This is a genomic window from Bacteroides sp. D55t1_190419_B8 (assembly GCF_015558905.1).
Taxonomy (GTDB): domain Bacteria; phylum Bacteroidota; class Bacteroidia; order Bacteroidales; family Bacteroidaceae; genus Bacteroides; species Bacteroides vicugnae.
Genome location: NZ_JADMOU010000001.1, coordinates 223,090 through 249,278 on the forward strand (window position 1 = coordinate 223,090; position 26,189 = coordinate 249,278).

The window sequence follows — 26,189 nt, forward strand, 5'->3', positions numbered from 1 at the left end:
AATGCTGAAACAAAAAACGCTGAAAGATAGCTTTTCACTGAGCGGGAAAGGTCTTCACACTGGACTTGATCTCACTGTAACATTTAATCCTGCTCCGGACAATCACGGATATAAGATCCAGCGCATTGACGTAGAAGGACAACCAACTATCGATGCAGTAGCCGACAATGTGACAGAAACCACCCGTGGTACTGTATTGTCGAAGAATGGAGTCAAAGTAAGCACCGTTGAACATGGTATGGCAGCCCTCTACGCACTGGGCATTGATAACTGCCTCATCCAGGTTAACGGACCGGAATTTCCTATTTTAGATGGTAGTGCACAATATTATGTACAAGAAATAGAACGTGTAGGAACCGTAGAACAAAATGCCGTCAAAGACTTTTATATTATCAAGTCTAAAATTGAGTTCCGGGATGAAACGACAGGCTCTTCTATCATTGTACTTCCTGACGAGAATTTCAGTCTGAATGTACTGGTTTCTTACGATTCAACCATTATTCCGAATCAGTTTGCTACACTCGAAGATATGCATAATTTCAAAGACGAAGTGGCTGCCAGCCGTACTTTCGTCTTTGTTCGCGAAATAGAACCGCTGCTTTCCGCCGGATTGATTAAAGGGGGTGACCTGGACAATGCAATCGTAATCTACGAGCGTAAGATGTCACAGGAAAGTTTCGACAAGTTGGCAGATGTGATGGGAGTACCTCACATGGACGCTGAACAATTAGGCTATATCAACCACAAGCCGTTGGTTTGGCCCAATGAATGTGCCCGCCACAAGTTGTTGGATGTGATCGGTGACCTTGCTTTAATTGGTAAACCGATTAAAGGTCGTATCATTGCTACCCGTCCCGGACATACTATCAATAATAAGTTTGCACGCCAGATGCGGAAAGAAATCCGTTTGCACGAGATACAGGCGCCAAGTTACGACTGTAGTCGTGAGCCGGTAATGGATGTAAACCGTATCCGCGAATTATTGCCGCACCGCTATCCTTTCCAACTGGTTGACAAAGTGATTGAGATTGGTGCTAACTACATTGTAGGTATCAAAAATATCACGGCTAACGAACCTTTCTTTCAGGGACATTTCCCACAAGAACCTGTGATGCCGGGAGTACTTCAAGTAGAAGCAATGGCACAAGTCGGTGGTTTACTTGTCTTGAATTCAGTAGACGAACCCGAACGTTATTCTACCTATTTCATGAAAATAGATGGAGTGAAATTTCGCCAGAAAGTAGTGCCGGGAGATACTATTATCTTCCGTGTAGAAATGCTGGCACCTATCCGCCGCGGCATTTCTACTATGAAAGGATATGCATTTGTTGGCGAGAAAGTTGTTTGCGAAGCAGAGTTCATGGCACAAATAGTGAAAAATAAGTAATAATTGATATATTAAAAGCATGATAAGTCCTTTAGCGTATATTCATCCCGAAGCTAAAATCGGGGAAAATGTAGAAATTGCGCCTTTTGTATTTATAGATAAGAACGTAGTTATCGGCGACAACAATAAAATTATGGCTAACGCCAATATTTTATATGGTTCACGTATTGGTAACGGAAACACTATTTTTCCGGGTGCTGTTATCGGAGCCGTTCCGCAGGACCTTAAGTTTCGCGGTGAAGAATCGACAGCCGAAATCGGGGATAATAATCTGATTCGTGAAAATGTAACAATCAACCGTGGTACAGCAGCTAAAGGGCGCACGATTGTAGGAAATAACAATCTACTGATGGAGGGTGTACACGTAGCACACGACGCATTGGTTGGTAACGGATGTATCATCGGTAACTCTACCAAGATGGCAGGTGAAATCATCATTGATGATAATGCGATTGTCAGTGCTAATGTATTGATGCACCAATTCTGTCATGTAGGGAGTCATGTAATGATTCAGGGCGGATGCCGCTTCAGTAAAGATATTCCTCCTTACATCATCGCAGGACGTGAACCGATTGCTTTCAGTGGAATCAATATCATCGGCCTGCGCCGTCGTGGTTTTGCCAATGAAGTGATCGAAAGTATTCACAATGCATATCGTATCATTTATCAAAGTGGTTTGAACACGACAGAAGCATTGAAGAAAATAGAAGATGAATTTGAAAAAAGTCCGGAAATTGACTATATTATTGATTTCATCCGTAATTCAGAACGTGGTATCATTAAATAAACAGTTCAAAATAGTCATATTATGATATACAGATTTACTATCATATCTGATGAAGTTGACGATTTTGTCAGAGAAATACAAATTGATCCGGAAGCTACTTTTTATGACTTCCATGAAGCAATACTGAAATCAGTAGGGTACACAAACGACCAGATGACTTCTTTCTTTATCTGCGATGACGATTGGGAAAAAGGAAAAGAAGTAACCTTGGAAGAAATGGACGACAATCCGGAAATGGATAGCTGGGTAATGAAAGACACCGTTATCAGTGAACTGGTGGAAGATGAAAAACAGAAACTGCTATATGTATTCGATTACATAACAGAACGTTGTTTCTTCATCGAACTATCCGAAATTATCACCGGAAAAGATATGAATGGCGCCAAATGTACCAAGAAATCAGGAGATGCCCCTAAACAAACGGTAGATTTTGAAGAAATGGCTGCTGCCAGCGGTTCTCTTGATCTGGATGAAAACTTCTATGGTGACCAAGATTTCGACATGGAAGACTTCGATCAGGAAGGATTCGACATAGGTGGCGACGCAAGTACTCCATACGAAGAAGAAAAATTTTAAGTATTAAGTATCAAGTATTAGGTATTAATTGCTATGCAGCGCCAAGCAGTTAATACCTAATATTTTTTAGTTCCCCACACATCTTAATACTTAATACTTGATACATAATACTTAATACTTAAAGCCCAATGCCTACTCTCATTGTTCTAATAGGTCCTACAGGTGTAGGGAAAACGGAATTGAGCCTGCGCTTAGCAGAAACTTTTCAGACAAGTATTGTATCTGCCGACTCGAGACAGCTTTATGCCGAATTAAAAATAGGCACGGCAGCTCCTACTCCCGATCAACTTAAACGTGTCCCTCATCAATTGGTCGGTACGCTCCACCTTACAGACTATTACAGTGCCGCCCAATATGAAATAGAAGCGTTGGAAATTCTGGAAAAATTATTTACGCAACATGAAGTTGTGATTCTCACAGGTGGCTCAATGATGTATGTAGACGCTATCTGTAAAGGTATCGACGATATTCCTACCGTTGATGCGGAAACCCGTCAACTCATGCTACAGAAATATGAGGAGGAAGGACTTGAACAACTCTGTGCAGAACTTCGCCTGCTAGATCCGGAATATTATCGGATAGTGGATCTGAAGAATCCCAAACGTGTAATTCATGCATTGGAAATTTGCTATATGACCGGACGCACTTATACTTCTTTTCGCACCCAACAAAAAAAGCAACGTCCTTTCCGTATTCTAAAAATCGGTCTGACTCGCGACCGGGAAGAGTTGTATGACCGTATTAACCGTCGGGTAGATCAGATGATGGAGGAAGGATTACTGGAAGAAGTACGCTCGGTACTTCCCTATCGCCACCTCAATTCGCTCAACACAGTAGGTTATAAAGAACTGTTCAAGTATCTGGATGGAGAATGGGAACTCCCCTTTGCCATAGATAAAATCAAGCAAAACTCCCGTATTTATTCGCGTAAACAGATGACTTGGTTCAAAAGAGATGAAGAAATACAATGGTTCCATCCGGAACAAGAAACGGAGATACTGGCGTACCTCCGTCAATTTTTATCATAATGTATTTTGACCGTATTTGAAAATAGAGAGTATTTGAAAATCCACTGCTATTCTTCGGATACGGTTGTTTTTATTGTGGAAGTTACTGTATCATTCACAGTACGAATAGGAATCTGACGGACTTGATATTCCTCTTTTACTAAAAGATTCACTTCAATCACTCCATTCTTCCCCTTATCACCATAAGCCGCCAAAGCATTCTTATCTTTCAATACAGATATACTTCTAATACGATCAGGAGATATATTTGCCAAAGGATCATCACCAGAAGCCTCTTTGCCATCAATAATAATCAAAGGCTTCCCTCCAGTAGCAGAATGAAACGTAACACCCCAATTCTTAGCCCCACTATTCAATGCGTCTAACCTTGTTTTATTAAGACTTCCTATTTCTATCTTTTTCGGTTTAAACTTCTTTTCCGAATATAGCTTTATATTCATCAATCCATCCTTGGCTTTTTCTCCATAAATCTTGATAGCCTTTTCAGCACCTATAACAGAGATACTCTCAATACGTTCCGGATTCAAGGCATTTACCACTTCATAGTCCGACTCCTTCCCATTAATAATAACTAAAGGTTTTTCTTCACCTGAAATTCCCCGCACCGAAACAGCCACCTCCTTTTCTCCGGATGTTAAGACAGAATCTTTCTTTTCTGCACGATACCCTACCACTATCACCTTATTTTTAGCAGTATCAGCCGGTTCCTTAACAACATTTTCTTCACTCTTTTTTTCTACAATTGCTGCCAAATCATTAACTTTGACAGCAGAAATCTCTTCCATTTTTTCAGAGATTTCAGGACGGGCAAAAGCAGTTACTGCAATAGCTGCCAACGGAAGTACATACAAATACTTCAACCGTGCCCACGGATTCGATTTTTCTTTTAACATCATAGTGATACGTTTTTTAAGTTTACTGTGATTAAAGCTGTTGGCCATAGAGTAGAGCCTTGTGCCAACAGCTTTTTTTATTAATAATAGTTGATATTCCTTCGCGTTTACACCCTCATTAATTACAGTCTCATCCGCTTCGTACTCATGAATATTCTGCAACTCCTGTTTCAACAACCACGCACCAGGGTTGAACCATTGGAAAAAGATGCAAATATCCGCCACCAATAAGTCAACTGAATGACGATGGTGAATATGAGCCATTTCATGAATAAGGATTTCCCTCCCGTTTTCCTTCAGGTCTTTCCGGCTGATGACAATATACTTCATCCAACTGAACGGAGCTATCTCCTGATTGTGCACCACAAGTGTACCCCCCTTTTCCAACTTCTCATGTTTACCGGAATGTATCAACCGGAAGAGACAAATCAAAGAATAGATATTGCAACAGGCAAGAAACAGAATACCCGCCAAATAAACCAGCAGAACCACCTGTACCCAAGATATAGCCGACGTCTCCTGCACTACATCAGCATCAACAGGGGTAGCTTCCAACTCTGCCATCAGTAGCAACTGCTCGATGGAAAGCATAGCCTGTTGCACCTCAACCTGATGCCGGGTAGTTACTTCGATACAAGGAATGAGTAATGAAAAGAACAACACTCCCAATAAAGCCATTCGATTGAAACGATGAAAAGTTTCCTTGCTAAGTAATAACCTGAAAAACAGGTAAAACAAAACAAGACAAACTGACGATTTTAATATATAGATGAAGAAAACTCCCATAGCATAGATTTTCGTTAAAAAGATTAGTGTTTCTTATCAGCCTGTTCCACTTCGTGAATGAGTTGTTTCAATTCATCCAACGAAATATCTTCCTCTTTAACCAAAGAAGAAACAGCATTCAGATAAGAATTATTAAAATACTTGCTAATCACATTCCGCAACGTTCCTTTACGAAAATCCTCTTCACTGACTACGGGATAGTATTGATAAGTATTCCCAAAAGTATAGTGAGCTAAAAAACCTTTTTCTTCCAGCCCACGCACAATCGTAGATAATGTATTAAAATGAGGCTTGGGCTCTTCATAGAAAGCCAACATTTCTTTCACAAACAAGGGGCCTTTTTCCCAGAAAAAGCCCATGATTTCTTCTTCTTTTGCTGTTAATCCTTTCATATCTGCAACTTTGTTTGCTGCAAATAACGAAAAGTTTTAGTTCATAAACTAATTTATCTAGTTAAAGTAAACTAAAAGCTATAGTTAAGAAGAAAATCTTACTATTAAATACCTGTGAAACAGAATTTCTACTAATCCTTTAGCCCCACAGTTTATTCACAATAAAGTTGCCGATATAGAATAAGTCGCCCATAAAAACAATACTGAATACCAGAAAAGTGAAACAAGTACTCCATCGGGCTCCTCCATCCTCTTCGCCGCGTTTGATACGGAGCAAGGAACTATGCAAACAATCACCTGCTATGAACAGCACAAACAAACTCGGTATCAAGTCACCCCACGATACCAACCACAGATTATCCCCCTTCCCTAACAGGAATGTCAATGCTACGGCCAATAAGAAGACAGAAGCATATTGCAAATCTTTTCTTTTTGAATTCATAGTGGTAATGTTTAAAGTCCTTTTCACAAAGATATTGAATCTCACCCAATAATCCTTATCAAATCTATATAAAAATCGGTCAGGCTTTGTTGAATCTAAGTTTATTGTTACTTTTGCAAGTACGAATTAAAACCAAAACCGATTATAAAAGCAGATGAAAAAGATCAGCATCACTTTATTACTCTGCCTTCTCTGTCTGACCGGAATGGCACAAGGACAAAAGGCACTCGATTTAAAAGATATCACCTCCGGACGTTTCCGCCCGGAAAATATCCAGGGAGTAATCCCCATGCCTGATGGCGAACACTACACGCAGATGAACGCTGACGGCACGCAAATCATTAAATACTCTTTCAAAACAGGCGAGAAAGTAGAAGTGATTTTCGATGTAAGCACTACACGCGAATGTGACTTCAAGAACTTCGACAGTTACCAGTTCTCGCCCGACGGTCAGAAATTGCTGATTGCTACTAAAACGACACCTATATATAGGCATTCATACACAGCTGTACATTACATTTACCCTTTGAAACGAAATGATAAGGGCGTTACGACAAACAACATTATTGAACGGCTGTCTGACGGTGGACCTCAACAGGTCCCCGTCTTTTCTCCAGACGGTACAATGATTGCTTTCGTCCGCAACAATAACATATTTCTTGTTAAGCTGCTTTATGGCAACAGTGAAAGCCAAATCACGGAGGATGGCAAACAGAACTCTGTAATCAACGGCATCCCCGACTGGGTGTATGAAGAAGAGTTCGGTTTCGACCGTGCTTTGGAATTCAGCGCTGACAATACACTGATCGCTTTCATCCGCTTCGATGAGTCAGAAGTTCCCTCCTATTCTTTTCCGGTATTTGCCGGGCAAGCACCCCACATTGATGCTTTAAAAGATTATCCGGGTGAATATACCTACAAGTATCCGAAAGCCGGATACCCGAATTCGAAAGTAGAAGTACGCACGTATGACATCAAGTCACATGTCACCCGTACGATGAAACTCCCGCTGGATGCAGATGGATACATTCCGCGTATCCGTTTCACAAAGGATGCCAACAAATTGGCTATCATGACATTGAACCGTCATCAAGACCGTTTCGATCTCTACTTTGCCGATCCTCGTTCAACACTTTGCAAACTAATACTCCGTGATGAATCTCCTTATTACATAAAGGAGAATATTTTCGATAACATTCAGTTCTATCCGGAATATTTCAGCCTGCTTAGCGAACGTGACGGTTACAGTCATCTCTATTGGTATAGCATGGGAGGTAACCTGATTAAAAAGGTTACTAATGGTAAGTTCGAAGTGAAAGATTTCCTGGGATATGATGAAGAAGACGGCTCTTTCTATTATACCAGCAACGAAGAGAGTCCTCTGCGCAAGGCTGTCTATAAAACAGACAAGAAAGGCAAAAAGACCAAATTGTCTCAACAGGCAGGAACCAATACACCGCTTTTCAGCAAATCGATGAAGTATTATATGAACAAGTTCTCCAGCCTGGATACTCCTTTGTTAGTTACCTTGAACGATAATTCGGGCAAAACGCTCAAAACGCTTATTACAAATGATGCGTTGAAACAAACATTGTCCGGATATGCAGTACCACAAAAAGAGTTCTTTACTTTCCAGACTACAGATGGCGTGAAGTTGAACGGCTGGATGATGAAACCGGTTAATTTCTCCGCATCCAAAAAATATCCGGTACTGATGTATCAATATAGTGGCCCGGGTTCCCAACAGGTATTGGATACTTGGGGAATCAGCTGGGAGACATACATGGCAAGCCTCGGTTATATCGTGGTATGTGTAGATGGTCGTGGCACTGGAGGCCGTGGAGAAGCTTTTGAGAAATGTACCTATTTGAAAATCGGAGTCAAAGAAGCCAAAGACCAGGTGGAAACAGCGCTTTACCTAGGCAAACAAGCGTATGTGGACAAAAACCGCATCGGTATCTGGGGTTGGAGTTATGGCGGATACATGACTCTTATGAGCATGAGCGAAGGAACTCCCGTATTCAAAGCCGGAGTAGCAGTAGCCGCACCGACCGACTGGCGTTTCTATGATACGATTTATACCGAACGTTTCATGCGCACTCCCAAAGAAAATGCGGAAGGATATAAGGAATCATCAGCCTTCACCCGTGCCGATAAACTTCATGGAAATTTATTGCTGGTACATGGTATGGCAGATGACAATGTTCACTTCCAGAACTGCGCAGAATATGCCGAACAGTTAGTCCAGCTTGGAAAACAATTTGATATGCAAGTGTACACGAATCGTAATCACGGAATATATGGTGGCAATACCCGCCAACACTTGTACACACGGTTAACCAACTTCTTCTTGAACAATTTATAATGACGGATAGAGTACGTAAGCCCGAATGGCTGAAAATTAATATCGGTGCCAACGAACGATACACCGAAACAAAGCGAATTGTCGACTCCCACTGCTTGCACACTATATGCAGCAGTGGGCGTTGCCCTAATATGGGGGAATGCTGGGGAAAAGGAACTGCCACCTTCATGATTGGCGGTGATATCTGCACACGTAGCTGTAAATTTTGTAACACACAGACAGGACGTCCCCATCCGTTAGATGTAAACGAACCGACGCACGTAGCAGAGTCCATCGCACTGATGAAACTGGATCATGCCGTCATCACCTCTGTAGACCGGGATGATTTACCTGATTTGGGAGCAGCACATTGGGCACGTACCATCCGGGAAATAAAACGGTTGAATCCACAGACAACCATTGAAGTACTGATTCCGGATTTTCAAGGCAGAATGGAGTTGGTAGATTTAGTAATTGACGCCCGCCCCGACATCATATCACACAATATGGAAACTGTGCGCCGCATTAGTCCACTAGTGCGCAGTGCAGCAAATTATGATACAAGCTTACAGGTTATCAGGCACATTTCCGAAAAGGGAGTCAAATCTAAAAGCGGCATTATGGTCGGACTGGGTGAAACTCCGGAGGAAGTCGAAACATTGATGGACGATCTGTTAGCAACCGGTTGCCAGATCCTTACCATAGGTCAATACCTGCAACCGAGTCACCGGCATTATCCTGTTGCGGCATACATCACTCCGTTGCAATTCGCGAAATATAAAACAGTTGGTTTAGAGAAAGGGTTCAATATCGTAGAGAGTGCTCCCCTTGTTCGTTCCTCCTACCATGCAGAGAAACATATTCGTTAGAAAACAAAACACATACACTATTTGTTTTATAGATAGAACCGACAAATAAACATAAATATAGAGATGGACCATAAAGGAATACTTTCTTCCGCATTTAACATGTCGCTGGGTTTTATCCCCGTTATTATTTCCATTTTGTTGTGTGAACTTATAACGCAAGACACGGCTATTTACATCGGTACAGGTATAGGTATTATAGGAATATACCTTTCTTATCGACGTAAAGGATTGTTAATTCCTAATTTTATCCTCTATATAGCGACCGGAGTGTTGGCACTATTATCCGTAGCAGCTCTCATTCCCGGTGATTATGTTCCCCCCGGTGCGTTACCACTGACTCTGGAAGTCAGTATTCTCATTCCGATGCTAAGTCTTTATATGCATAAGAAAAGGTTTATCAACCACTTCTTAAAACAGATAGGTTCTTGCAACAAACGTTTATATGCTCAGGGAGCAGAAGCCGCCGTTGTATCTGCCCGCATTGCCCTGATTTTTGGAATACTGCATTTCATTATAATCAGCATCACTGTCATTTTGCAGGACCCACTTAGTAAGACAAGTCTGTTTGTACTCTATAAAGTATTACCTCCTACGGTCTTTCTCATGAGCATCCTGTTCAACCAGATCGCTATCCGTTTCTTCAATCACTTAATGTCTCACACAGAATATGTTCCTATTGTGAATACAAAAGGAGACGTAATCGGGAAGACCCCTGCGATAGAGGCTGTTAATTATAAGAACGCGTACATCAATCCGGTGATAAGAATTGCCATATCCACTCACGGAATGCTATTCCTTTGCGACAGATCGTCAACAGCAATTTTGGACAAAGGAAAAGTGGATATTCCCATGGAATGTTATCTCCGTTACGGAGAATCTTTGGAGGCAGGTGCCACTCGTTTGATAAACAATGCTTTCCCGCATGAGAAAGATATCAAACCTGAATTCAACATCGTTTATCACTTTGAAAATGAAGTAACCAACCGTCTTATCTACTTATTCATCGTTGATATCAAGGATGATTCCATCCTTTGTACCCCTCGCTTTAAAAACAGTAAGCTATGGAGTTTCAAACAGATAGAGGAAAACTTGGGAAAAGGCTTCTTCAGTAGCTGTTTCGAAGATGAATATGAACACCTGAAAGGCGTTATTTATATAAGAGAAAAATACAGGGAATCTTAGACAGTTCAGGCACATGTCCCTTCCAGTCCTTCACTGTACGCGTCTGTATATACTCTCCTTCACACGTAATATCGGCAGCAATACAAAGCTTTGTTTGAGGACGGCAGTTTAATAAAATATCTTCTATCATCTTATGATTCCGGTAAGGCGTCTCAATGAAAAGTTGTGTCTGATTTTCAGCATACACACGCTGCTCCAATGTTTTCAGTTTCTTGGCACGTTCCCCCGGTTCAATCGGCAGATAACCATGAAACGCAAAGCTCTGCCCGTTAAAGCCCGAAGCCATCACGGAAAGAATAATCGAAGAGGGTCCGACCAAAGGAACGACCTTCAGTTTTTTACGTTGTGCGATGGCAACCACATCCGCTCCCGGATCAGCTACCGCCGGACAACCGGCTTCGGAGATAACTCCCATTGAAGCTCCGCCTACCAAAGGTTGCAGATAACCGGAAATATCTTCAGGTGAAGTATGTTTGTTCAACGGATAAAATGTCAACGCATCAATATCAATCTCCCGGTCCACCTTTTTCAGGAAACGACGGGCAGAACGAACATCTTCGACTATAAAATACCGGATACCGGAAATAATTTCCTTATTATAGGAAGGCAATACCTTTTCAATCGATGTATCGCCTAAAGTCACGGGCAACAAATAAAGGGCAGTTTCCACTTATTAAATTGAGAATTGAAAATTAAAAATTGAGAAACAAGAAAGAGAAACGATTCAGGAAGCCAGGTAGTTGGATTCACTTAACATTTCGTGGTAATCAGTAAATTCCAGAAGATCTTTCAGCTTCATATCCTTATGCTTTTTCATGTAAGAAGCAATGATTCTTGCTCCCACCCACGTACCTATCAATGCCGGAGCTTGAGCACCCAACATATCAACAGCAGGAGCAGGCTTCATATAATAGCGAATCACCATCGGGTCACGAGCATGCAGATGATCGTTGGTACAGATATAATTCCATATCTCCTTTTCATTATCCTTGCACCAGTCGCTTTCCTCCTTGGAATACCCCATTGCTTCACCTATATCACTATATCCCAATAAGTTCTGCACTACGTAATTGATCTTCCCCGTATGCATCATCAAGTCAATCAGACAAGTACCTTCATGATAGTTCATACCGTAGCGGCTCAAAAGATAAAAAACAAAACAATCCGGCACAATCCGTTCCGGACGCATCGAGCGACACTGATAATCGTAATAGAAACGCTTATAAAGAGGATAATCTTCCCCCATATATTTATCAAGACTGATTCCCAATAAAGAATCCACCAAAATAATAGATTCGTTGAAAGCGGATACTTGCGAATAGATAAACGGCACTTTCGTATCAGGCACTTCCTTTTTCAGTTTCCGAAATCCTTTGCTAAGTCCTTTTTCCACTTCATCCAGATTAGGATATTTTGCTTCTACATCGCTAAGCAAACGAACCAAAGTCGTATCCGAATAGAATTTTTGCAGACGTTGCGAGATGGTATCATCTTTCACCGTGCCGATAGACAATACATCCTCAATCAGGATCTTCGTCGGCATACGGTAGTCCATCGTCAACTTCTGCATGGCAGAAAAGCTGTTGGAGCGAACATATTCACTCAACAGCTTATCATATCTCAGAACAGAAATCTCTTCTTCCTTCTGCTCCATACCCTTTCCTGTGCTTATCCCGCAGGAGGTGAAAAGCATACTCATTAATATAATAAGAAGAGAGATCCGTAGTTTCATAATCTTTTATCCGTAAATGATGTTACCATTTTCGTCCATGTACTCATCGAGTCCTTTTTCGTAAGTAGCCATGGCACGAAGACTCATACCTACGCTGGAGAATCCACCGTCATGGAATAAGTTCTGCATAGTCACCTTACGGGTAAGATCGGAGAACATCACGATGCAATAATCGGCACATTCGTCAGCCGTTGCATTTCCGAGCGGAGACATACGGTTGGAGAAGTCGAACAATTTGTCCATACCCTTCACGCCCGAACCGGCAGTAGTAAATGTAGGCGACTGTGAAATCGTGTTCACACGTACGCTATGTTCGCGTCCGTAAATGTAACCGAAGCTGCGAGCAATAGACTCCAACAAAGCCTTTGCATCTGCCATATCATTATAGCCATAGAAAGTACGCTGTGCGGCTACGTAGCTCAAAGCAACGATAGAACCATAATCAGCAATAGCATTCAGTTTCTTGGCCGACTGAATCATTTTGTGGAATGAAACAGCTGAAATATCCAATGTCTTATCCAACATTCCATAGTCAAGGTCATCGTAAGTACGTTTCTTGCGCACGTTGGGAGACATACCGATAGAGTGGAGTACAAAATCAATTTGTCCACCCAGTATATCCATGGAGGTCTTGAATACATTCTCCAAATCTTCTACGCTAGTGGCGTCTGCCGGAACAACCTGGCAATTTAATTTTTCGGCCAAAGCATCGACTTCTCCCATACGGATAGCCATCGGAGTATTTGATAATGTAATGGTTGCACCTTCTTCTACGGCACGCTCTGCCACTTTCCAGGCAATAGACTGATCGTTCAAAGCACCGAAGATAACACCTCTTTTTCCTTTCAACAAGTTGTAACTCATATCTTTTAATAGTTAAATTTTGTGCAAAGATAGGAACTTTCTGCATAAAAACACGAGAAGTGTGCAAATAATAGACAGAAATGACAAAAAATACACGTAATCTATCAATTAGTCCACATCGCCTTAGGCTTTCCCACCTATCTTTGCAATCGATAATTAAGAGGTTTTTTCAAGAAAAACAATAGATGTATAACCCTATAGAAATTAAGTTACTAAATGAACACATTGACAAAAAGACTCTTCTGGATAGCCGTATGCTGTTTACCGTTTATTGCATCGGGATGTAAACAAAGCAAGACTGCTGTAAAAGAAAGCTCAATCAGTGACGCTCTTTACCAGAATTTACCTTTTGAAATGCCGAAAGTACAGCAACCGGTTTTTCCTGCTTACGAAGTAAACATTGAGAAATTCGGAGCCAAAGGAGACGGTCTGTTCCTGAATACCAAAGCTATCAACGATGCTATTAAAGACGTGAATCAACACGGAGGGGGTAAAGTGATTATCCCGGAAGGTGTCTGGTTGACTGGTCCGATCGAGCTGTTGAGCAATGTAAATCTATATACGGAACAAAATGCGCTGGTACTTTTTACCGGTGATTTTGAAGCATATCCTATCATTGCCACTTCTTTCGAAGGACTTGAGACTCGTCGTTGCCAATCGCCGATTTCAGCACGCAATGCAGAAAATATCGCTATCACCGGACATGGTACATTTGACGGAAACGGTGACTGCTGGCGTCCGGTGAAAAAAGGAAAGCTGACTGCTTCACAATGGAAAAAGCTGGTAAATTCAGGAGGTGTTCTCGACGAGAAACAAGAGATATGGTATCCTACTGCCGGCTCACTGAAAGGTGCAATGGCTTGCAAAGACTTCAATGTACCCGAAGGTATCAACACAGATGAAGAATGGGCAGAAATCCGTCCGTGGTTGCGTCCGGTACTGTTGAGTATCGTCAAAAGTAAAAAGGTACTGCTGGAAGGCGTTACTTTCAAAAACTCACCAAGCTGGTGTCTGCACCCCTTGTCATGCGAAGATTTCACAGTAAATAATATCATGGTCATCAACCCCTGGTATTCTCAAAACGGTGATGCTATCGACTTGGAATCCTGTAAAAACGCTCTAATTATCAATAGTGTGTTTGATGCGGGAGATGATGCCATCTGTATCAAATCCGGTAAAGACGAAGATGGACGCCGTCGTGGAGAACCTTGCCAGAACGTTATCGTGAAAAACAATACAGTATTGCACGGACATGGTGGATTCGTGGTAGGTAGTGAAATGTCCGGCGGTGTGAAGAATATCTATGTAGAGGACTGCACATTTATGGGTACAGATGTAGGTTTGCGTTTCAAGAGTACCCGCGGACGTGGCGGTGTGGTAGAAAACATCTACATTAACAATATCAACATGATTAATATCCCGAATGAACCTTTATTGTTCGACTTGTTCTACGGTGGAAAAGGTGCCGGTGAAGAATCGGAAGAAGATCTGTTGAACCGTATGAAGACTGCCATTCCTCCGGTGACGGAAGAAACACCTGCTTTCCGCAATATTCACATCTCCAATATTGTTTGCAGAGGTTCGGGACGTGCCATGTTCTTCAACGGACTGCCGGAAATGCCCATCAGCAATATTACCGTTAAAAACGTTGTGATGACGGAAGCTACGGATGGAGTCGTTATCAGCCAGGTGGACGGAGTTACTCTGGAAAATATTTATGTAGAATCTTCTAAAGGCAACAACATATTAAATGTTAAGAATGCCAAGAATCTGACTATAGACGGAAAGGTTTATGAGGAATTAGGAGCAAAAGAGGAGATTTTAAGTCTCAAATAAGGTTCACCACAGAGGACACGGAGGACACAGAGGATTCTGTTTAATAAAATAAAATCCATTTACTGCATATTTATTCCTCTGTGTCCTCCGTGTCCTCTGTGGTGAAAGAAAAGAAAACCACAATATCATTATATAGAGTAAAAAGCTCAAATAGCAGACTATAATCTCCTCAAAAGAGACACAGTCTGCTATTTTTTCTGCTATTTTTGCAAGGAGAAATACGACGTATAATTTCAGCCTTAGAAACATGAAGAAGAATCTTTTTATTATTACTTTCTTTTTAGGAGCTTTCAGTCTGTCTGCCCAAGCGCAGAAACAGGAGAAAACCATCACAGTTGAAGTGCAGAACAACTGGAATCAGGCAAAAACGGATGCTCCGATTGTCATCAATTTGCATGAACTGCATACTGGTTTCAAAGTAAAATCTGCCATTGTCATGGAAGGGAGCAAAGAAATAGCTTCCCAGTTGGACGATCTGAACAGAGACCGTAAGATGGACGAACTGGCTTTTGTTGCCGATCTTCCTGCTCATGGTAGAAAAACATTCCAGATTACACTTTCTTCAGAAAAGAGTACAAAGACTTATCCTGAACGAGTTTATGCCGACATGTTTATCGTAGACAACCGGAAAGGAAAGCATCAGCGGGTACAAGCTATCACTGTTCCCGGCACTAGTAATATATACAGTATGGTACGTCCTCACGGTCCGGTATTGGAATCGGAACTGGTAGGATACCGCCTTTATTTCAATGAGAAACAGACGCCGGATATTTATGGCAAGTTCAACAAAGGGCTGGAAATCAAAGAATCGCAGTTCTATCCGACGGATGAGCAGTTAGCTAAAGGATTCGGAGATGACGTGCTCCGTGTGTTCGACAGTTGCGGACCGGGTGCGTTGAAAGGTTGGGACGGACAGCAAGCTACACACATCACTCCGGTAGACACCCGCACGGAACGTATCATCTCTTACGGACCGGTACGCGTGATTGCTGAAATTGAAGTGACCGGATGGAAATATCAGGATACGGAACTGAATATGATGACACGTTATACGCTCTATGCAGGACATCGCGATCTTCATATTGAAGCATTCTTTGACGAACCGCTCAATAAGGAAGTTTTCTGCACAGGTGTACAAGACATAGTAGGTACTTCCAAGTCTTTCTCCGATCATAAAGGGCTTGTAGGAAGCTGGGGAACGGACTGGCCTGTAAACGACACAGTGAAATATGCTAAAGAAACCGTAGGACTGGGCACTTGCATTCCTCAACGTTATGTGAAATCGGAAGAAAAGGATAAAGCTAACTTCCTTTATACGATTGCCGCTCCGGGAAATAAATATTTCCAGTATCATACGACTTTTACTTCGATGAAAGAAACTTTCGGATATAAAACACCGGAAGCATGGTTTGCCTATCTTCGTGAATGGAAAGAAGAGTTGGCTCACCCGGTAACCGTAAAGGTGATAAGGTAGATACATATACAACTAAACAAAAATTACGAGGTTTCTACCAATTTTTCTATGACTCTGCACAAATATTCCTCCTTGTGCAGAGTCTTTTTTTCTACCTTTGTCACCGGATAAAACCAGCAAATCACTTATATAATTATAATCTATAACATGAAACGATTGACACAGACTTTAGCTTTTTGCCTATTAACGGTCTTCACCGCAGTAGCACAAAAAAACTATGTATCTGAGGTATGGGTTTCCGACCTCGGAAACGGTAAATACAAAAATCCGGTACTTTATGCCGATTACTCCGATCCTGACGCTTGCCGCGTAGGAGATGATTTCTATATGACTTCATCCAGTTTCAACTGTTTACCCGGATTACAAATCCTACATTCCAAGGACTTGGTGAACTGGACGATTATCGGTGCCGCCGTCCCCAATGCCCTCCCTCCCATCGAAACTCCGGAACGGCCGGAACATGGCAACCGTGTCTGGGCCCCAGCCATTCGCCATCATAACGGAGAGTTCTATATCTTTTGGGGGGATCCTGACCAGGGAGCTTTTATGGTGAAAGCCAAAGACCCGAAAGGTCCGTGGAGCGAACCAGTCTTGGTGAAACCGGGAAAAGGAATTATTGACACCTGCCCGTTTTGGGATGAAGACGGGAAAGTGTATATGGTACATGCATACGCAGGAAGTCGTGCCGGACTGAAAAGTGTAATCACCATCTGCGAACTAAATGCAGAAGCAACAAAAGCCATCACTCCTTCACGCATAATCTTCGATGGTCATGAAGCACATCAGACTTGTGAAGGTCCTAAAATGTATAAAAGAAATGACTATTATTATATCTTCCATCCGGCCGGTGGCGTACCAACAGGCTGGCAGGTTGTACTACGTTCTAAAAACATCTATGGTCCCTACGAATGGAAAACCGTACTTGCGCAAGGCAACTCTCCTGTCAACGGTCCTCATCAGGGTGCATGGGTAGATACTCCTACCGGAGAAGATTGGTTCCTTCACTTTCAGGATGTGGGTGCTTATGGACGTATCATGCATCTTCAGCCTATGAAATGGGTAAACGACTGGCCTGTGATTGGCATAGATAAAGACGGTGACGGCTGTGGCGAACCTGTTCTGACTTATAAAAAGCCGAATGTAGGTAAAACATATCCCATCTGCACTCCGCAGGAAAGTGACGAATTCGACGGATATACCCTCTCTCCACAATGGCAATGGCATGCCAACATCAATGAAAAATGGGCATACTATGCAGGTGATAAGAGCTATGTAAGATTATACTCCTATCCGGTTTTGAATGACTATAAAAATCTGTGGGATGTAGCCAACCTGCTTCTACAGAAAACGCCTTCTGACAATTTCACTGCAACAATGAAACTTACGTTTACCCCTAATCCTAAAAATAAAGGTGAACGCACCGGACTGGTTGTAATGGGTAGAGATTATGCCGGAATCATTCTGGAAAATACAGATAAAGGTCTGGTCCTGTCTCAAGTTGAATGTAAAAAAGCAGATAAAGGAAAACCGGAACAGGCAAATGCTTCTGTGGATCTTTCTCAAAATACTGTTTATCTGAAAGTTCGTTTCAGCTATGACGGCAAGAAGATCAAAGGCAGCGAAGGCGGACACGATCTCATTGTGATGTGTAACTTCAGCTACAGCCTTGACGGAAAGAAATATCAGCCACTAGGCAATCCTTTCCAGGCAAGAGAAGGACAATGGATTGGCACAAAGGTCGGAATGTTCTGCACACGACCGGCTATCGTCACTAACGACGGAGGATGGGCAGATGTAGACTGGTTCCGGATTACTAAGAAGTAATCAATGTATATATAATGATGAAGAAGAAGATTGTCCCACTACTTTCCAACAGAAGTAGGACAATCTTCTTTATCATTATATAAACTCACATACAAGCCCAACCAAATTTGCGAACAAGCTCCGCTAGCAGGCTACGGTCTTTCATTGGCAAATTAATAACCACATTCTCTCGCTTCTCTCCAGACAAAACATATCCCTCAGCCGGCAATTTATCTTCCGACAAGGCACTTTCCTTTAATAGCGTTTTCTGATATTCACCCGATTGAAACACAACATCGTAATACTCATGTTCACTTTCAGGCTGCAGATAGAGCAAACGCAAATCCGCTTCACCCACTAAAAAAGATTCAAGCCTATGTGTAGAGATACGAATTCCCGTATAGCGACAAACCGTCTCATCATCGTACAAAAGGCAAAGATACAGTGTATCAAAGGCATCTCTTGCCACAAAAAGTTGCGGCACATCACAGAAATCCAATATCCTGTCTATCCTTAATACATCTTCCATAATCAGACTATTTTAGCTTGTAAAACATTAAATTCCTTCGTTCTCCACCAAGAATAATGTGCTATACCGAAGGTTTTCTTTAACACTCCATCTTTTGGTTCTAAGGTGACTAAAGCAATACTTGCCTTCTTAAACTTAGGAAGTTTCAATCTTTTCTCCGCTTCTTCCCTTTCCGAAAATAGAGAGACTGCCCTTGTTACGCATTCATCTATTCCTAATCCTTTAAAGACTTTATCCGGCTGCATTTTTCTTTGTGAAAAGAAATCTTCTGTTGTAGCAGGATTACCATTTGCAATTCTATAATAATAGCCTTCGCACTGCTTCGCATCTGTAGGAGGGCATTGTTCGGGCAGTGTCTTAAACCATTCTGCATTCATTATTCTTTAGTTTTTCGCAAAGTTAAGTCAATCCGGTAAAATAACAAATATATTTCCAGCTTTGTTTGTCATTGGATATTCTCTAAACTATTGCTCCACTCTTCCCTATCTCACTTTTTTAGTATACCTTTGCAAATCGGGAGATTTAAGTATAAGATTAACAATAAACCAAAGACTCAATGAAGAAACTAGTTATATTTGACCTGGATGGAACATTGCTGAATACCATCGCCGACCTTGCCCACAGCACCAATTATGCTTTAAATAAATTAGGATACCCCACTCATGAAATAGAAAAGTACAACTTCATGGTAGGCAATGGTATCAATAAACTCTTTGAACGCGCATTGCCCGAAGGTGAAAAGACGGAAGAAAATGTACTTCGTGTACGCAATGAGTTCGTTCCTTATTACGATATTCACAATGCAGATGATAGCCGACCTTATCCGGGCATTCCGGAACTGTTATCCTATCTGCAGTCTGCAGGCATCCAAATTGCCGTAGCATCCAACAAATATCAGGCTGCCACAGAAAAGCTGGTTGCCCATTACTTCCCCGGTATTCACTTTACAGCAGTTTTCGGCCAACGGGAAGGAATAAATGTCAAACCCGATCCGGCAGTTGTTTTTGATATATTAAAACTAGCCAATGTACAAAAGGAAGATGTTCTTTATGTAGGCGATTCCGGTGTAGATATGCAAACGGCTGCCAATGCAGGAGTTACCGCTTGCGGAGTGACTTGGGGATTTCGTCCACGCACGGAGCTGGAAGAATTTGCTCCTCAATACCTCACAGATACTGCTGAAGAGATAAAACAGTTCCTCTAGGCCGGTAAAGTCTAATATTACATATTTTCCGTACAAATTTCAATATTACTTTCCTTACAATGCATTTTCTTTGCAACAGGTAAAGAAAGGTTCACTTCTGTGCACCTAAATCTAAGAACAGTAGTAATTTAATTTATTATACAATGAAAAAGCATCTTATACTATTTTTTATCGGAGTAATATTGAGTTATGGGAACATAAAAGCACAGACAGTTCCCGATAAAAAAGAAATTCTCAAAGTAACCCTCCAGGTGAACGACTATTTTATGAAGAAATATGCTGATTATCGCACTCCTTCTTTTGTCAAAAAAGTGGTTCGTCCTAGTAATATCTGGACACGGAGTGTGTATTACGAGGGTCTAATGGCACTCTATTCCATCTATCCTGCAGACGAATATTACCTCTATGCCAAGGAATGGGCAGATTATCACCAATGGGGATTCCACCGGGGAACAACCACCCGTAATGCTGATAACTACTGCGCCAGCCAAATCTATCTCGATTTATACAACATTTGCCCTGATCCTGAAAAAATACGGAAAACGAAAGCCAATATGGATATGCTGATCAACACTCCACAAGTAAATGACTGGTGGTGGATAGATGCCATCCAGATGGGGATGCCGATATTTGCCAAAATGGGAAAACTTACGGGCGAACAGAAATACTTTGATAAGATGTGGGACATGTATGAATATACCCGCAACCAGCATGGAGAAAACGGAATGTTCAACCCCAAAGACGGTTTATGGTGGCGAGATCATAATTTCGATCCTCCGTACAAAGAACCGAATGGTAAAGACTGTTACTGGAGCCGTGGAAACGGATGGGTATATGCAGCTTTAGTACGAGTTATGAATGAAATTCCATCCGATGAAAAACATCGTCAGGATTACATCAATGATTTTCTGACTATGAGCAAAGCACTGAAACAATGTCAGCGTGAAGACGGCTTTTGGAATGTCAGCCTCCACGACCCGACAAACTTTGGAGGCAAAGAGACTTCCGGTACAGCCCTTTTCGTATACGGCATGTCCTGGGGGGTACATAACGGGCTATTGGATAAAAAGACATATCTGCCTGTAATCATAAAAGCATGGAATGCCATGGTGAAAGATGCAGTCCACCCGAATGGCTTTCTTGGCTACGTACAGGGAACCGGCAAAGAACCGAAAGACAGTCAGCCTGTCACTTATGATAAAGTTCCTGATTTTGAAGATTTCGGTACAGGCTGCTTCCTGCTTGCCGGAAGTGAAATCTACAAATTAGACCTCCATATATAGTTGATAAACAATCTTACGTTGAATCTGGTCAACTTTTCATAGACCGGATTCAACGTAAACTCTAAGCTTTATTTCTTTCTCCTTTCTGGTAAGCAGAAGGAGATACTCCAAACTGTGCCTTAAAGCATTTACTGAAATAAAGGGGATCGTTAATACCAACTTTATAAGAGACTTCCGCAACAGTCAGATTCCTTTCGGTTAAAAACAATTCGGCAGCCTTCTTCATTCGGACAACACGTAAATACTCATTCGGTGAGTATCCTGTCACTCCGCGTAATTTCTTATAAAACACAGTTCGTCCCATCCCCATCATTTGCGCAAATTCATCAATAGAAATATTGTATTGAGAATAAATCTTTTCGACTACAGCTACCAACTGGTCTGCAAATTCCTTGTCCCGGTCCGTGTTGCATAAAGCAGGACGTACCACCCCCGGCTCACTGGAGAATTTCTTCCGCAACTTTTCGCATTGCTCTATCAGCCGGAACACTTGCGCAAGCAAAAGCTTAAAGCTAAATGGCTTCGCAATATAAATATCCGCTCCCGCCTCAAGACCTTCCAGATGTTTATCCGGCGAAGTCAATGCAGTCAGTAAAATAATGGGAATATGGCTTGTCGCAAAGTCTGCTTTCAATTTCCTGGTTACTTCAAAACCGGTCATTCCGGGCATCAACACATCACAGATAATCAGATCAGCATCATAGTTGCATGCCTTTTCAAATCCGGATATTCCATCTGCTGCCACTTCTACTTCAAAATAAGCACTTAGTTCCTCTTGCAAGAATCCACGAATATCATTATCATCTTCAATTACTAGTATTTTATGTTTTCTCGATGAAGTAACAGCCTTCTCATGTTCCTGATATTCTTCTGAAAGTTCCTGCAAATGGTGAGCTTGCATATTCGCTTCTTCCAACAGAACATTGCCGGGCACCAGAAAATCTTTTTCCGAATAAACCGTTTTATCGGTTGGAATACATACGATAAATACAGAACCTCCTCCTTCATTATCTTCATATTCAATGGTTCCTTTATGTACCTGCACCAATTCATGGCTCAAATGAAGCCCTACCCCAATGCTATCTCCGGAGAAACTGCTTTGCATAAAGCGCTTAAACAGTTCACTCTGCTTCTCTTTAGGGATGCCTACTCCCGTATCGGCTACCTGAATCTGCAAGCACTTCTTTGCCTCATCCACATTTACAGAGAACAGAATTGTTCCACCCGAAGGAGTATATTTAAAAGCATTTGAGAGCAAGTTATAAACCACTTTATCCAGGTTTCCTTTATCAATAAACATTTTGTAGGATGGCACTGACGGCAAAAAGCGGAAATCCATATTTTTCTGTTCTGCCACATCACTGAAACTTAGATATATTTCATACAGGAAAGCAACTACATCTGTTTCCTGCAGAGAAAGAGCCAATTTGTTATTCTGCATCTTCCTGAATTCCAGCAACTGATTAATCAGCCTCAACATGCGCTGGGTACTTTTATCCATCACCTTCAAAGGATGCAATAATGCCTGAGGAATATCGTCTATCCGGTACATTTTCTCCAATGCTCCCTGAATCAACGTAAGCGGAGTACGGAATTCATGAGAGATATTCGTAAAAAATACCAGTTTATATTCCGTCAATTGCTTTTCAACGTTGATGCGGTTGCGCAGTCTATTGAAATTAATGATGATACGATATGTGAAATACAAGGCTATTAATATCAAGATGAAATATCCAAGCATAGCCCAACTTGTTTTCCAGAACGGCGGTACGATGACAATCTTCAAAGTTGTTTCGGTATCATTCCAAATGCCGGCGCCATCACAGTATTTCACATGGAATATATAAGTGCCCGGCTCAAGATATTTATAAGAAGCAAAGCTCAAAGAAGATGGAACATTCCATCCTTTATCATAGTTCTCCAGCCAGTACATATACTTGATTTGTCCATTATCCGAATAATCGAGAGTAGAAAAATCAAGCATGAAAGAGTTTTGGAAATATTTCAATGTGATCTTATCCGAATAAGCCAAAGATTCCTGCAAAGGAGAACCCGGCATATTAGGCTTCACCTGAATTCCATTGACAGACAGTCCGGTAATAACAATCGGGGAAAGCAGTCTCTCGGTTGGAATCTTTTTCGGGTCAATAATGGTTAATCCATAGTTTGTTCCAAAAATGAGTTTCCCGTCTGCTCCCATACATGCACTGTTTTCGCTATACACATTTCCCAATGTATAGGATGAGAAGAAATAGTTTTCAAAAGAATGACTATTCGGGTTGAATCTTGAAATCCCATATTCCGTGGCAATCCATAATTGCCCCGAATGATCTTCCTGAATAGCCTGAACCATATTATTGACCAGTCCTTCTGATATTCCATAATGCGTATATTTCAAAGATTGGCAATCATCTGTCAATTCACATAGATTCAAACCGGCCCCCGAGGTTCCTACCCACATACGCCCTTTACTGTCACGAAACAAGCAGCGAATCTCATTGCTACAAAAGTTGCCATCCGTATAGCTAAACAAACGATAGTTGTCTTCATCAGCTATCAATGAATCCGGATGGAAAATACAAATTCCTTCACTTGTACCCATCCATATCATTCCTTTTTCATCTTCTGCCATCACCCGGACTATCCGCAAACCATATTTTTTTTGTTGGAAGAAACGACGGAACTTATATTGTCCGCCCGCAGTTTGTTCGGCCAGATCTAATCCGCCTCCAAATGTTCCCACCCACATACGGTTCTTTTTATCACGAAGAATGGAATAAATATTAGAATGAGACAAAGCAAAAGGATTAGACGGATCCGGTTTATACCAAGTGTCTCCTACTTTTAGTCCGTCTCCCCGGGTTCCTATCCATATATTCTCCTGACTATCTTCTGAAATCGCATAAATATTATAGGGCAAATAATGATTATCTATCTTAGTTTTCAGATGAGAATCATAATTATACAATCCACCTCTTCGCGTTCCTACCCATATATCTCCATTCGACATTTTAGTCAGTAACCGAATTGTATTCGAACGGTCAAAAACATCCGGTGATTCTGGATAGACATGCGTAATGCCTTTATTTGAAATGGAAATATGAGACAAACCGGAATATTCGGAGCTTACCCATATTCCTCCTGTCCTGTCTTTCATCAAACATAACAAGAAATCTGACCCTATAGGTCCTGCATTCTTCCCTTCGGAAACAAAGTGTTCCAACCGGTCTTCCTGAATATCATAAGTGAAAAGTCCGTTCCCATAAGTCGAAATCCACACTATTCCCCGATCATCACGAACCACATGATAGCGTTCATAATCTATATATTTCATCTTCTCTTCCGGGATCAACTGGAAGTCCTTTATTTCTCCGCTCTTCACGTTTATATAATAAATCCGTCCCGTATTATTGTAAGCCCAACAATCTCCGTAATTGTCATGAATAACTTTCCCATTATTTATTTTCAACTTCCGATAAGGAGTTATTTGGATAGTTTGAAAATCAAACTCATACACTCCCTCGTTTGACGTAAATATAACCCATTTGTCTTTTATCAATGAATGTGCACTGACGGATGTATTACCGGCAATCGTAGAAAGAGATGCTAAACAATATATCTTTTTCGAGCCATTGACACAGCGATATACATCTCCACCCTTTGTCAAAAAATACATATCCCCTCCATGAGGAAAAGAAGAGGAAAAATTCAGTTCCCTATCTACAATCTCAACTTTCCCTTTATAGACCGATGCAAGTCCATGCATGGTACCAATCCATATTCTGCCACTGGAATCTTCATTGATAAATTTAATTCGATCGTCCGGCAATCTTCCTGACTCTGCGCGGAACTTCACAGAAGTCATGGTACGATTCTCCTTACAAACGATTTGACGCACTCCACTTGCTCTGTGCCAAAGCCACACATCTCCATTAGAGGACATATATATTTCCGAGTAACTCTCTCCATCATCTCCGGTACCGGTAAAATCGACAAAACAAGCTTTTTGCAAGTCATAACAACTGAATAATTCCGGCACTGTCTTTATCCATAGGAAACCATTTTTATCCTCTGCTACGTGTTTTATTCTATTGTCTGCCAAAGAGACCTGATCGTGTTTGCCGGTTTCCAACTGATAGGTAAGAAAAGAATTACCATCATAGCGGGTCAATCCATCTAAAGTGCCCAACCACAAAAATCCTTTACTATCCTGATACATACATCGCACAGAATTACTGGGTAGTCCGTCACTGGTCCTCATTTGTTTGGAATTAAGTTCGATATCGGCATAACTTTCCGGCACAAATAAAAACAACAAAGCGAAGAGGGATAATAATTTATTTTTCATACAGTCCTTTAGGTTATTTTGATTGCTGGTTACAAAGATACGTCTTTCCCACTGCAATAAAGAGTACAGCATTATGAAATAATAGAAATTCCATATAAGTTTGTTCCTAATATAATCAGACGACAAACGGACTAGATACACGTTTAGCAAATGACTCTTTTAAAATCTATGTGAACAAAACTAGTTAAAAAGTAAATAAAGTACAAAAAAAGATTCCTACAAATTCCGAATAAGGATTATTATCCATATTTATGTCATTTTTTCCATATACCGAGCTGTACTTTACATGAGCTCAACTCCGGTACAGAAGTAAGCAAACTAATTTGTTTTCTCTAATACCAGCAGTAGTATCTCCCCCAAAAAGAAAGAGTGCCGAAAAACGCTTCACCCTTCACCTTCTCCTGTTCATCGGTGTTATCGGGTGAAGGCC

At 41.4% G+C, this 26,189-nt stretch carries 21 protein-coding genes; 12 read left to right on the top strand and 9 right to left on the bottom strand.

Annotated elements, in window-relative coordinates:
• Window position 1 precedes the first annotated feature (1 nt).
• From I2I13_RS00840 to miaA, 4 genes are all read left to right on the top strand, one after another.
• Complete coding sequence (locus tag I2I13_RS00840) at window positions 2-1,387, top strand: bifunctional UDP-3-O-[3-hydroxymyristoyl] N-acetylglucosamine deacetylase/3-hydroxyacyl-ACP dehydratase (RefSeq protein ID WP_148364309.1); 1,386 nt, start codon at window positions 2-4, stop codon at window positions 1,385-1,387.
• A 19-nt stretch (window positions 1,388-1,406) separates the two neighbouring features.
• Window positions 1,407-2,174 (top strand): acyl-ACP--UDP-N-acetylglucosamine O-acyltransferase, encoded by a 768-nt coding sequence (gene lpxA, locus I2I13_RS00845; protein WP_148364308.1) that lies wholly within the window; start codon window positions 1,407-1,409, stop codon window positions 2,172-2,174.
• Between the two features lie 21 nt (window positions 2,175-2,195).
• Entirely contained in the window at window positions 2,196-2,750 is a 555-nt protein-coding gene (locus tag I2I13_RS00850) for a plasmid pRiA4b ORF-3 family protein (protein WP_148364307.1), read from the top strand.
• A 128-nt stretch (window positions 2,751-2,878) separates the two neighbouring features.
• The gene (miaA, locus tag I2I13_RS00855) at window positions 2,879-3,778 is read left to right on the top strand and encodes a tRNA (adenosine(37)-N6)-dimethylallyltransferase MiaA (protein ID WP_074636178.1); all 900 of its coding nucleotides are present in this window, start codon (window positions 2,879-2,881) and stop codon (window positions 3,776-3,778) included.
• A gap of 47 nt (window positions 3,779-3,825) precedes the next feature.
• On the opposite strand, the gene I2I13_RS00860 is transcribed toward miaA, so the two are convergent.
• The 3 genes from I2I13_RS00860 to I2I13_RS00870 all read right to left on the bottom strand — a co-directional run bounded on the left by I2I13_RS00860 (window position 3,826) and on the right by I2I13_RS00870 (window position 6,291).
• Window positions 3,826-5,457: a M56 family metallopeptidase gene (locus tag I2I13_RS00860; protein ID WP_195648483.1), complete on the bottom strand. Its 1,632-nt coding sequence runs from the start codon at window positions 5,455-5,457 to the stop codon at window positions 3,826-3,828.
• Between the two features lie 23 nt (window positions 5,458-5,480).
• Window positions 5,481-5,849: a BlaI/MecI/CopY family transcriptional regulator gene (locus I2I13_RS00865; protein ID WP_009000503.1), complete on the bottom strand. Its 369-nt coding sequence runs from the start codon at window positions 5,847-5,849 to the stop codon at window positions 5,481-5,483.
• Window positions 5,850-5,988: 139 nt separating this feature from the next.
• Window positions 5,989-6,291 (bottom strand): hypothetical protein, encoded by a 303-nt coding sequence (locus tag I2I13_RS00870; RefSeq protein WP_004304524.1) that lies wholly within the window; start codon window positions 6,289-6,291, stop codon window positions 5,989-5,991.
• A 154-nt stretch (window positions 6,292-6,445) separates the two neighbouring features.
• Here I2I13_RS00870 and I2I13_RS00875 point away from each other — a divergent pair, with 154 nt between their 5' ends.
• The 3 genes from I2I13_RS00875 (at window position 6,446) to I2I13_RS00885 (ending at window position 10,686) form a co-directional block, all read left to right on the top strand.
• Entirely contained in the window at window positions 6,446-8,656 is a 2,211-nt protein-coding gene (locus I2I13_RS00875) for a S9 family peptidase (protein WP_195648484.1), read from the top strand.
• Window positions 8,656-9,504, top strand: a complete 849-nt coding sequence (lipA, locus tag I2I13_RS00880) for a lipoyl synthase (RefSeq protein ID WP_148364304.1) — start codon at window positions 8,656-8,658, stop codon at window positions 9,502-9,504. Before I2I13_RS00875 ends, lipA begins: the two co-directional genes overlap by 1 nt.
• A 63-nt stretch (window positions 9,505-9,567) precedes the next feature.
• Entirely contained in the window at window positions 9,568-10,686 is a 1,119-nt protein-coding gene (locus I2I13_RS00885) for a hypothetical protein (RefSeq protein ID WP_148364303.1), read from the top strand.
• Here the strand turns inward: I2I13_RS00885 and I2I13_RS00890 are convergent.
• Genes I2I13_RS00890 through I2I13_RS00900 form a run of 3 tightly spaced genes read right to left on the bottom strand, consistent with a single transcriptional unit; the run spans window position 10,652 to window position 13,282 of the window.
• Window positions 10,652-11,356: an SAM-dependent methyltransferase gene (locus tag I2I13_RS00890; protein ID WP_148364302.1), complete on the bottom strand. Its 705-nt coding sequence runs from the start codon at window positions 11,354-11,356 to the stop codon at window positions 10,652-10,654. The two genes, I2I13_RS00885 and I2I13_RS00890, sit on opposite strands and share 35 nt — an antisense overlap.
• 54 nt (window positions 11,357-11,410) lie before the next feature.
• Entirely contained in the window at window positions 11,411-12,418 is a 1,008-nt protein-coding gene (locus tag I2I13_RS00895; protein WP_148364301.1) for a gliding motility lipoprotein GldB, read from the bottom strand.
• A gap of 6 nt (window positions 12,419-12,424) precedes the next feature.
• The gene (locus I2I13_RS00900) at window positions 12,425-13,282 is read right to left on the bottom strand and encodes an enoyl-ACP reductase (RefSeq protein ID WP_004304518.1); all 858 of its coding nucleotides are present in this window, start codon (window positions 13,280-13,282) and stop codon (window positions 12,425-12,427) included.
• Between the two features lie 216 nt (window positions 13,283-13,498).
• On the opposite strand from I2I13_RS00900, the gene I2I13_RS00905 reads away from it, so the two are divergent.
• The 3 genes from I2I13_RS00905 (at window position 13,499) to I2I13_RS00915 (ending at window position 18,416) form a co-directional block, all read left to right on the top strand.
• Window positions 13,499-15,118, top strand: a complete 1,620-nt coding sequence (locus tag I2I13_RS00905) for a glycoside hydrolase family 28 protein (RefSeq protein ID WP_148364300.1) — start codon at window positions 13,499-13,501, stop codon at window positions 15,116-15,118.
• Between the two features lie 247 nt (window positions 15,119-15,365).
• Window positions 15,366-16,592: a DUF4861 domain-containing protein gene (locus I2I13_RS00910; protein WP_195648485.1), complete on the top strand. Its 1,227-nt coding sequence runs from the start codon at window positions 15,366-15,368 to the stop codon at window positions 16,590-16,592.
• A 147-nt stretch (window positions 16,593-16,739) separates the two neighbouring features.
• Window positions 16,740-18,416, top strand: a complete 1,677-nt coding sequence (locus tag I2I13_RS00915; protein ID WP_148364297.1) for a glycoside hydrolase 43 family protein — start codon at window positions 16,740-16,742, stop codon at window positions 18,414-18,416.
• 85 nt (window positions 18,417-18,501) lie between these two features.
• Here the strand turns inward: I2I13_RS00915 and I2I13_RS00920 are convergent, their stop codons facing one another.
• On the bottom strand, window positions 18,502-18,930 hold the full coding sequence (locus tag I2I13_RS00920; RefSeq protein WP_195648662.1) for a DUF6575 domain-containing protein: 429 nt from the start codon (window positions 18,928-18,930) through the stop codon (window positions 18,502-18,504).
• Window positions 18,927-19,301 carry a hypothetical protein gene (locus I2I13_RS00925; RefSeq protein ID WP_195648486.1) on the bottom strand — a complete coding sequence of 125 codons (375 nt, stop codon included), beginning with the start codon at window positions 19,299-19,301 and terminating at the stop codon, window positions 18,927-18,929. Before I2I13_RS00925 ends, I2I13_RS00920 begins: the two co-directional genes overlap by 4 nt.
• A gap of 179 nt (window positions 19,302-19,480) precedes the next feature.
• Between I2I13_RS00925 and I2I13_RS00930 the strand changes: the two genes are divergently transcribed.
• Together I2I13_RS00930 and I2I13_RS00935 are read left to right on the top strand one after the other, a co-directional pair.
• The gene (locus I2I13_RS00930; protein ID WP_195648487.1) at window positions 19,481-20,128 is read left to right on the top strand and encodes an HAD family hydrolase; all 648 of its coding nucleotides are present in this window, start codon (window positions 19,481-19,483) and stop codon (window positions 20,126-20,128) included.
• A gap of 143 nt (window positions 20,129-20,271) precedes the next feature.
• Complete coding sequence (locus I2I13_RS00935; protein ID WP_195648488.1) at window positions 20,272-21,411, top strand: glycoside hydrolase family 88 protein; 1,140 nt, start codon at window positions 20,272-20,274, stop codon at window positions 21,409-21,411.
• 61 nt (window positions 21,412-21,472) lie between these two features.
• Here I2I13_RS00935 and I2I13_RS00940 read toward each other — a convergent pair whose 3' ends face one another.
• Entirely contained in the window at window positions 21,473-25,759 is a 4,287-nt protein-coding gene (locus tag I2I13_RS00940) for a two-component regulator propeller domain-containing protein (RefSeq protein ID WP_195648489.1), read from the bottom strand.
• Between the last annotated feature and the right edge of the window lie 430 nt (window positions 25,760-26,189).

Bases quoted from the DNA above. Each gene is read 5' to 3' on its own strand.
- I2I13_RS00840 (WP_148364309.1), top strand. From the start codon at position 2: ATGCTGAAACAAAAAACGCTGAAAGATAGCTTTTCACTGAGCGGGAAA.
- lpxA (WP_148364308.1), top strand. From the start codon at position 1,407: ATGATAAGTCCTTTAGCGTATATTCATCCCGAAGCTAAAATCGGGGAA.
- I2I13_RS00850 (WP_148364307.1), top strand. From the start codon at position 2,196: ATGATATACAGATTTACTATCATATCTGATGAAGTTGACGATTTTGTC.
- miaA (WP_074636178.1), top strand. From the start codon at position 2,879: ATGCCTACTCTCATTGTTCTAATAGGTCCTACAGGTGTAGGGAAAACG.
- I2I13_RS00860 (WP_195648483.1), bottom strand. From the start codon at position 5,457: ATGGGAGTTTTCTTCATCTATATATTAAAATCGTCAGTTTGTCTTGTT.
- I2I13_RS00865 (WP_009000503.1), bottom strand. From the start codon at position 5,849: ATGAAAGGATTAACAGCAAAAGAAGAAGAAATCATGGGCTTTTTCTGG.
- I2I13_RS00870 (WP_004304524.1), bottom strand. From the start codon at position 6,291: ATGAATTCAAAAAGAAAAGATTTGCAATATGCTTCTGTCTTCTTATTG.
- I2I13_RS00875 (WP_195648484.1), top strand. From the start codon at position 6,446: ATGAAAAAGATCAGCATCACTTTATTACTCTGCCTTCTCTGTCTGACC.
- lipA (WP_148364304.1), top strand. From the start codon at position 8,656: ATGACGGATAGAGTACGTAAGCCCGAATGGCTGAAAATTAATATCGGT.
- I2I13_RS00885 (WP_148364303.1), top strand. From the start codon at position 9,568: ATGGACCATAAAGGAATACTTTCTTCCGCATTTAACATGTCGCTGGGT.
- I2I13_RS00895 (WP_148364301.1), bottom strand. From the start codon at position 12,418: ATGAAACTACGGATCTCTCTTCTTATTATATTAATGAGTATGCTTTTC.
- I2I13_RS00900 (WP_004304518.1), bottom strand. From the start codon at position 13,282: ATGAGTTACAACTTGTTGAAAGGAAAAAGAGGTGTTATCTTCGGTGCT.
- I2I13_RS00905 (WP_148364300.1), top strand. From the start codon at position 13,499: ATGAACACATTGACAAAAAGACTCTTCTGGATAGCCGTATGCTGTTTA.
- I2I13_RS00910 (WP_195648485.1), top strand. From the start codon at position 15,366: ATGAAGAAGAATCTTTTTATTATTACTTTCTTTTTAGGAGCTTTCAGT.
- I2I13_RS00915 (WP_148364297.1), top strand. From the start codon at position 16,740: ATGAAACGATTGACACAGACTTTAGCTTTTTGCCTATTAACGGTCTTC.
- I2I13_RS00925 (WP_195648486.1), bottom strand. From the start codon at position 19,301: ATGAATGCAGAATGGTTTAAGACACTGCCCGAACAATGCCCTCCTACA.
- I2I13_RS00930 (WP_195648487.1), top strand. From the start codon at position 19,481: ATGAAGAAACTAGTTATATTTGACCTGGATGGAACATTGCTGAATACC.
- I2I13_RS00935 (WP_195648488.1), top strand. From the start codon at position 20,272: ATGAAAAAGCATCTTATACTATTTTTTATCGGAGTAATATTGAGTTAT.
- I2I13_RS00940 (WP_195648489.1), bottom strand. From the start codon at position 25,759: ATGAAAAATAAATTATTATCCCTCTTCGCTTTGTTGTTTTTATTTGTG.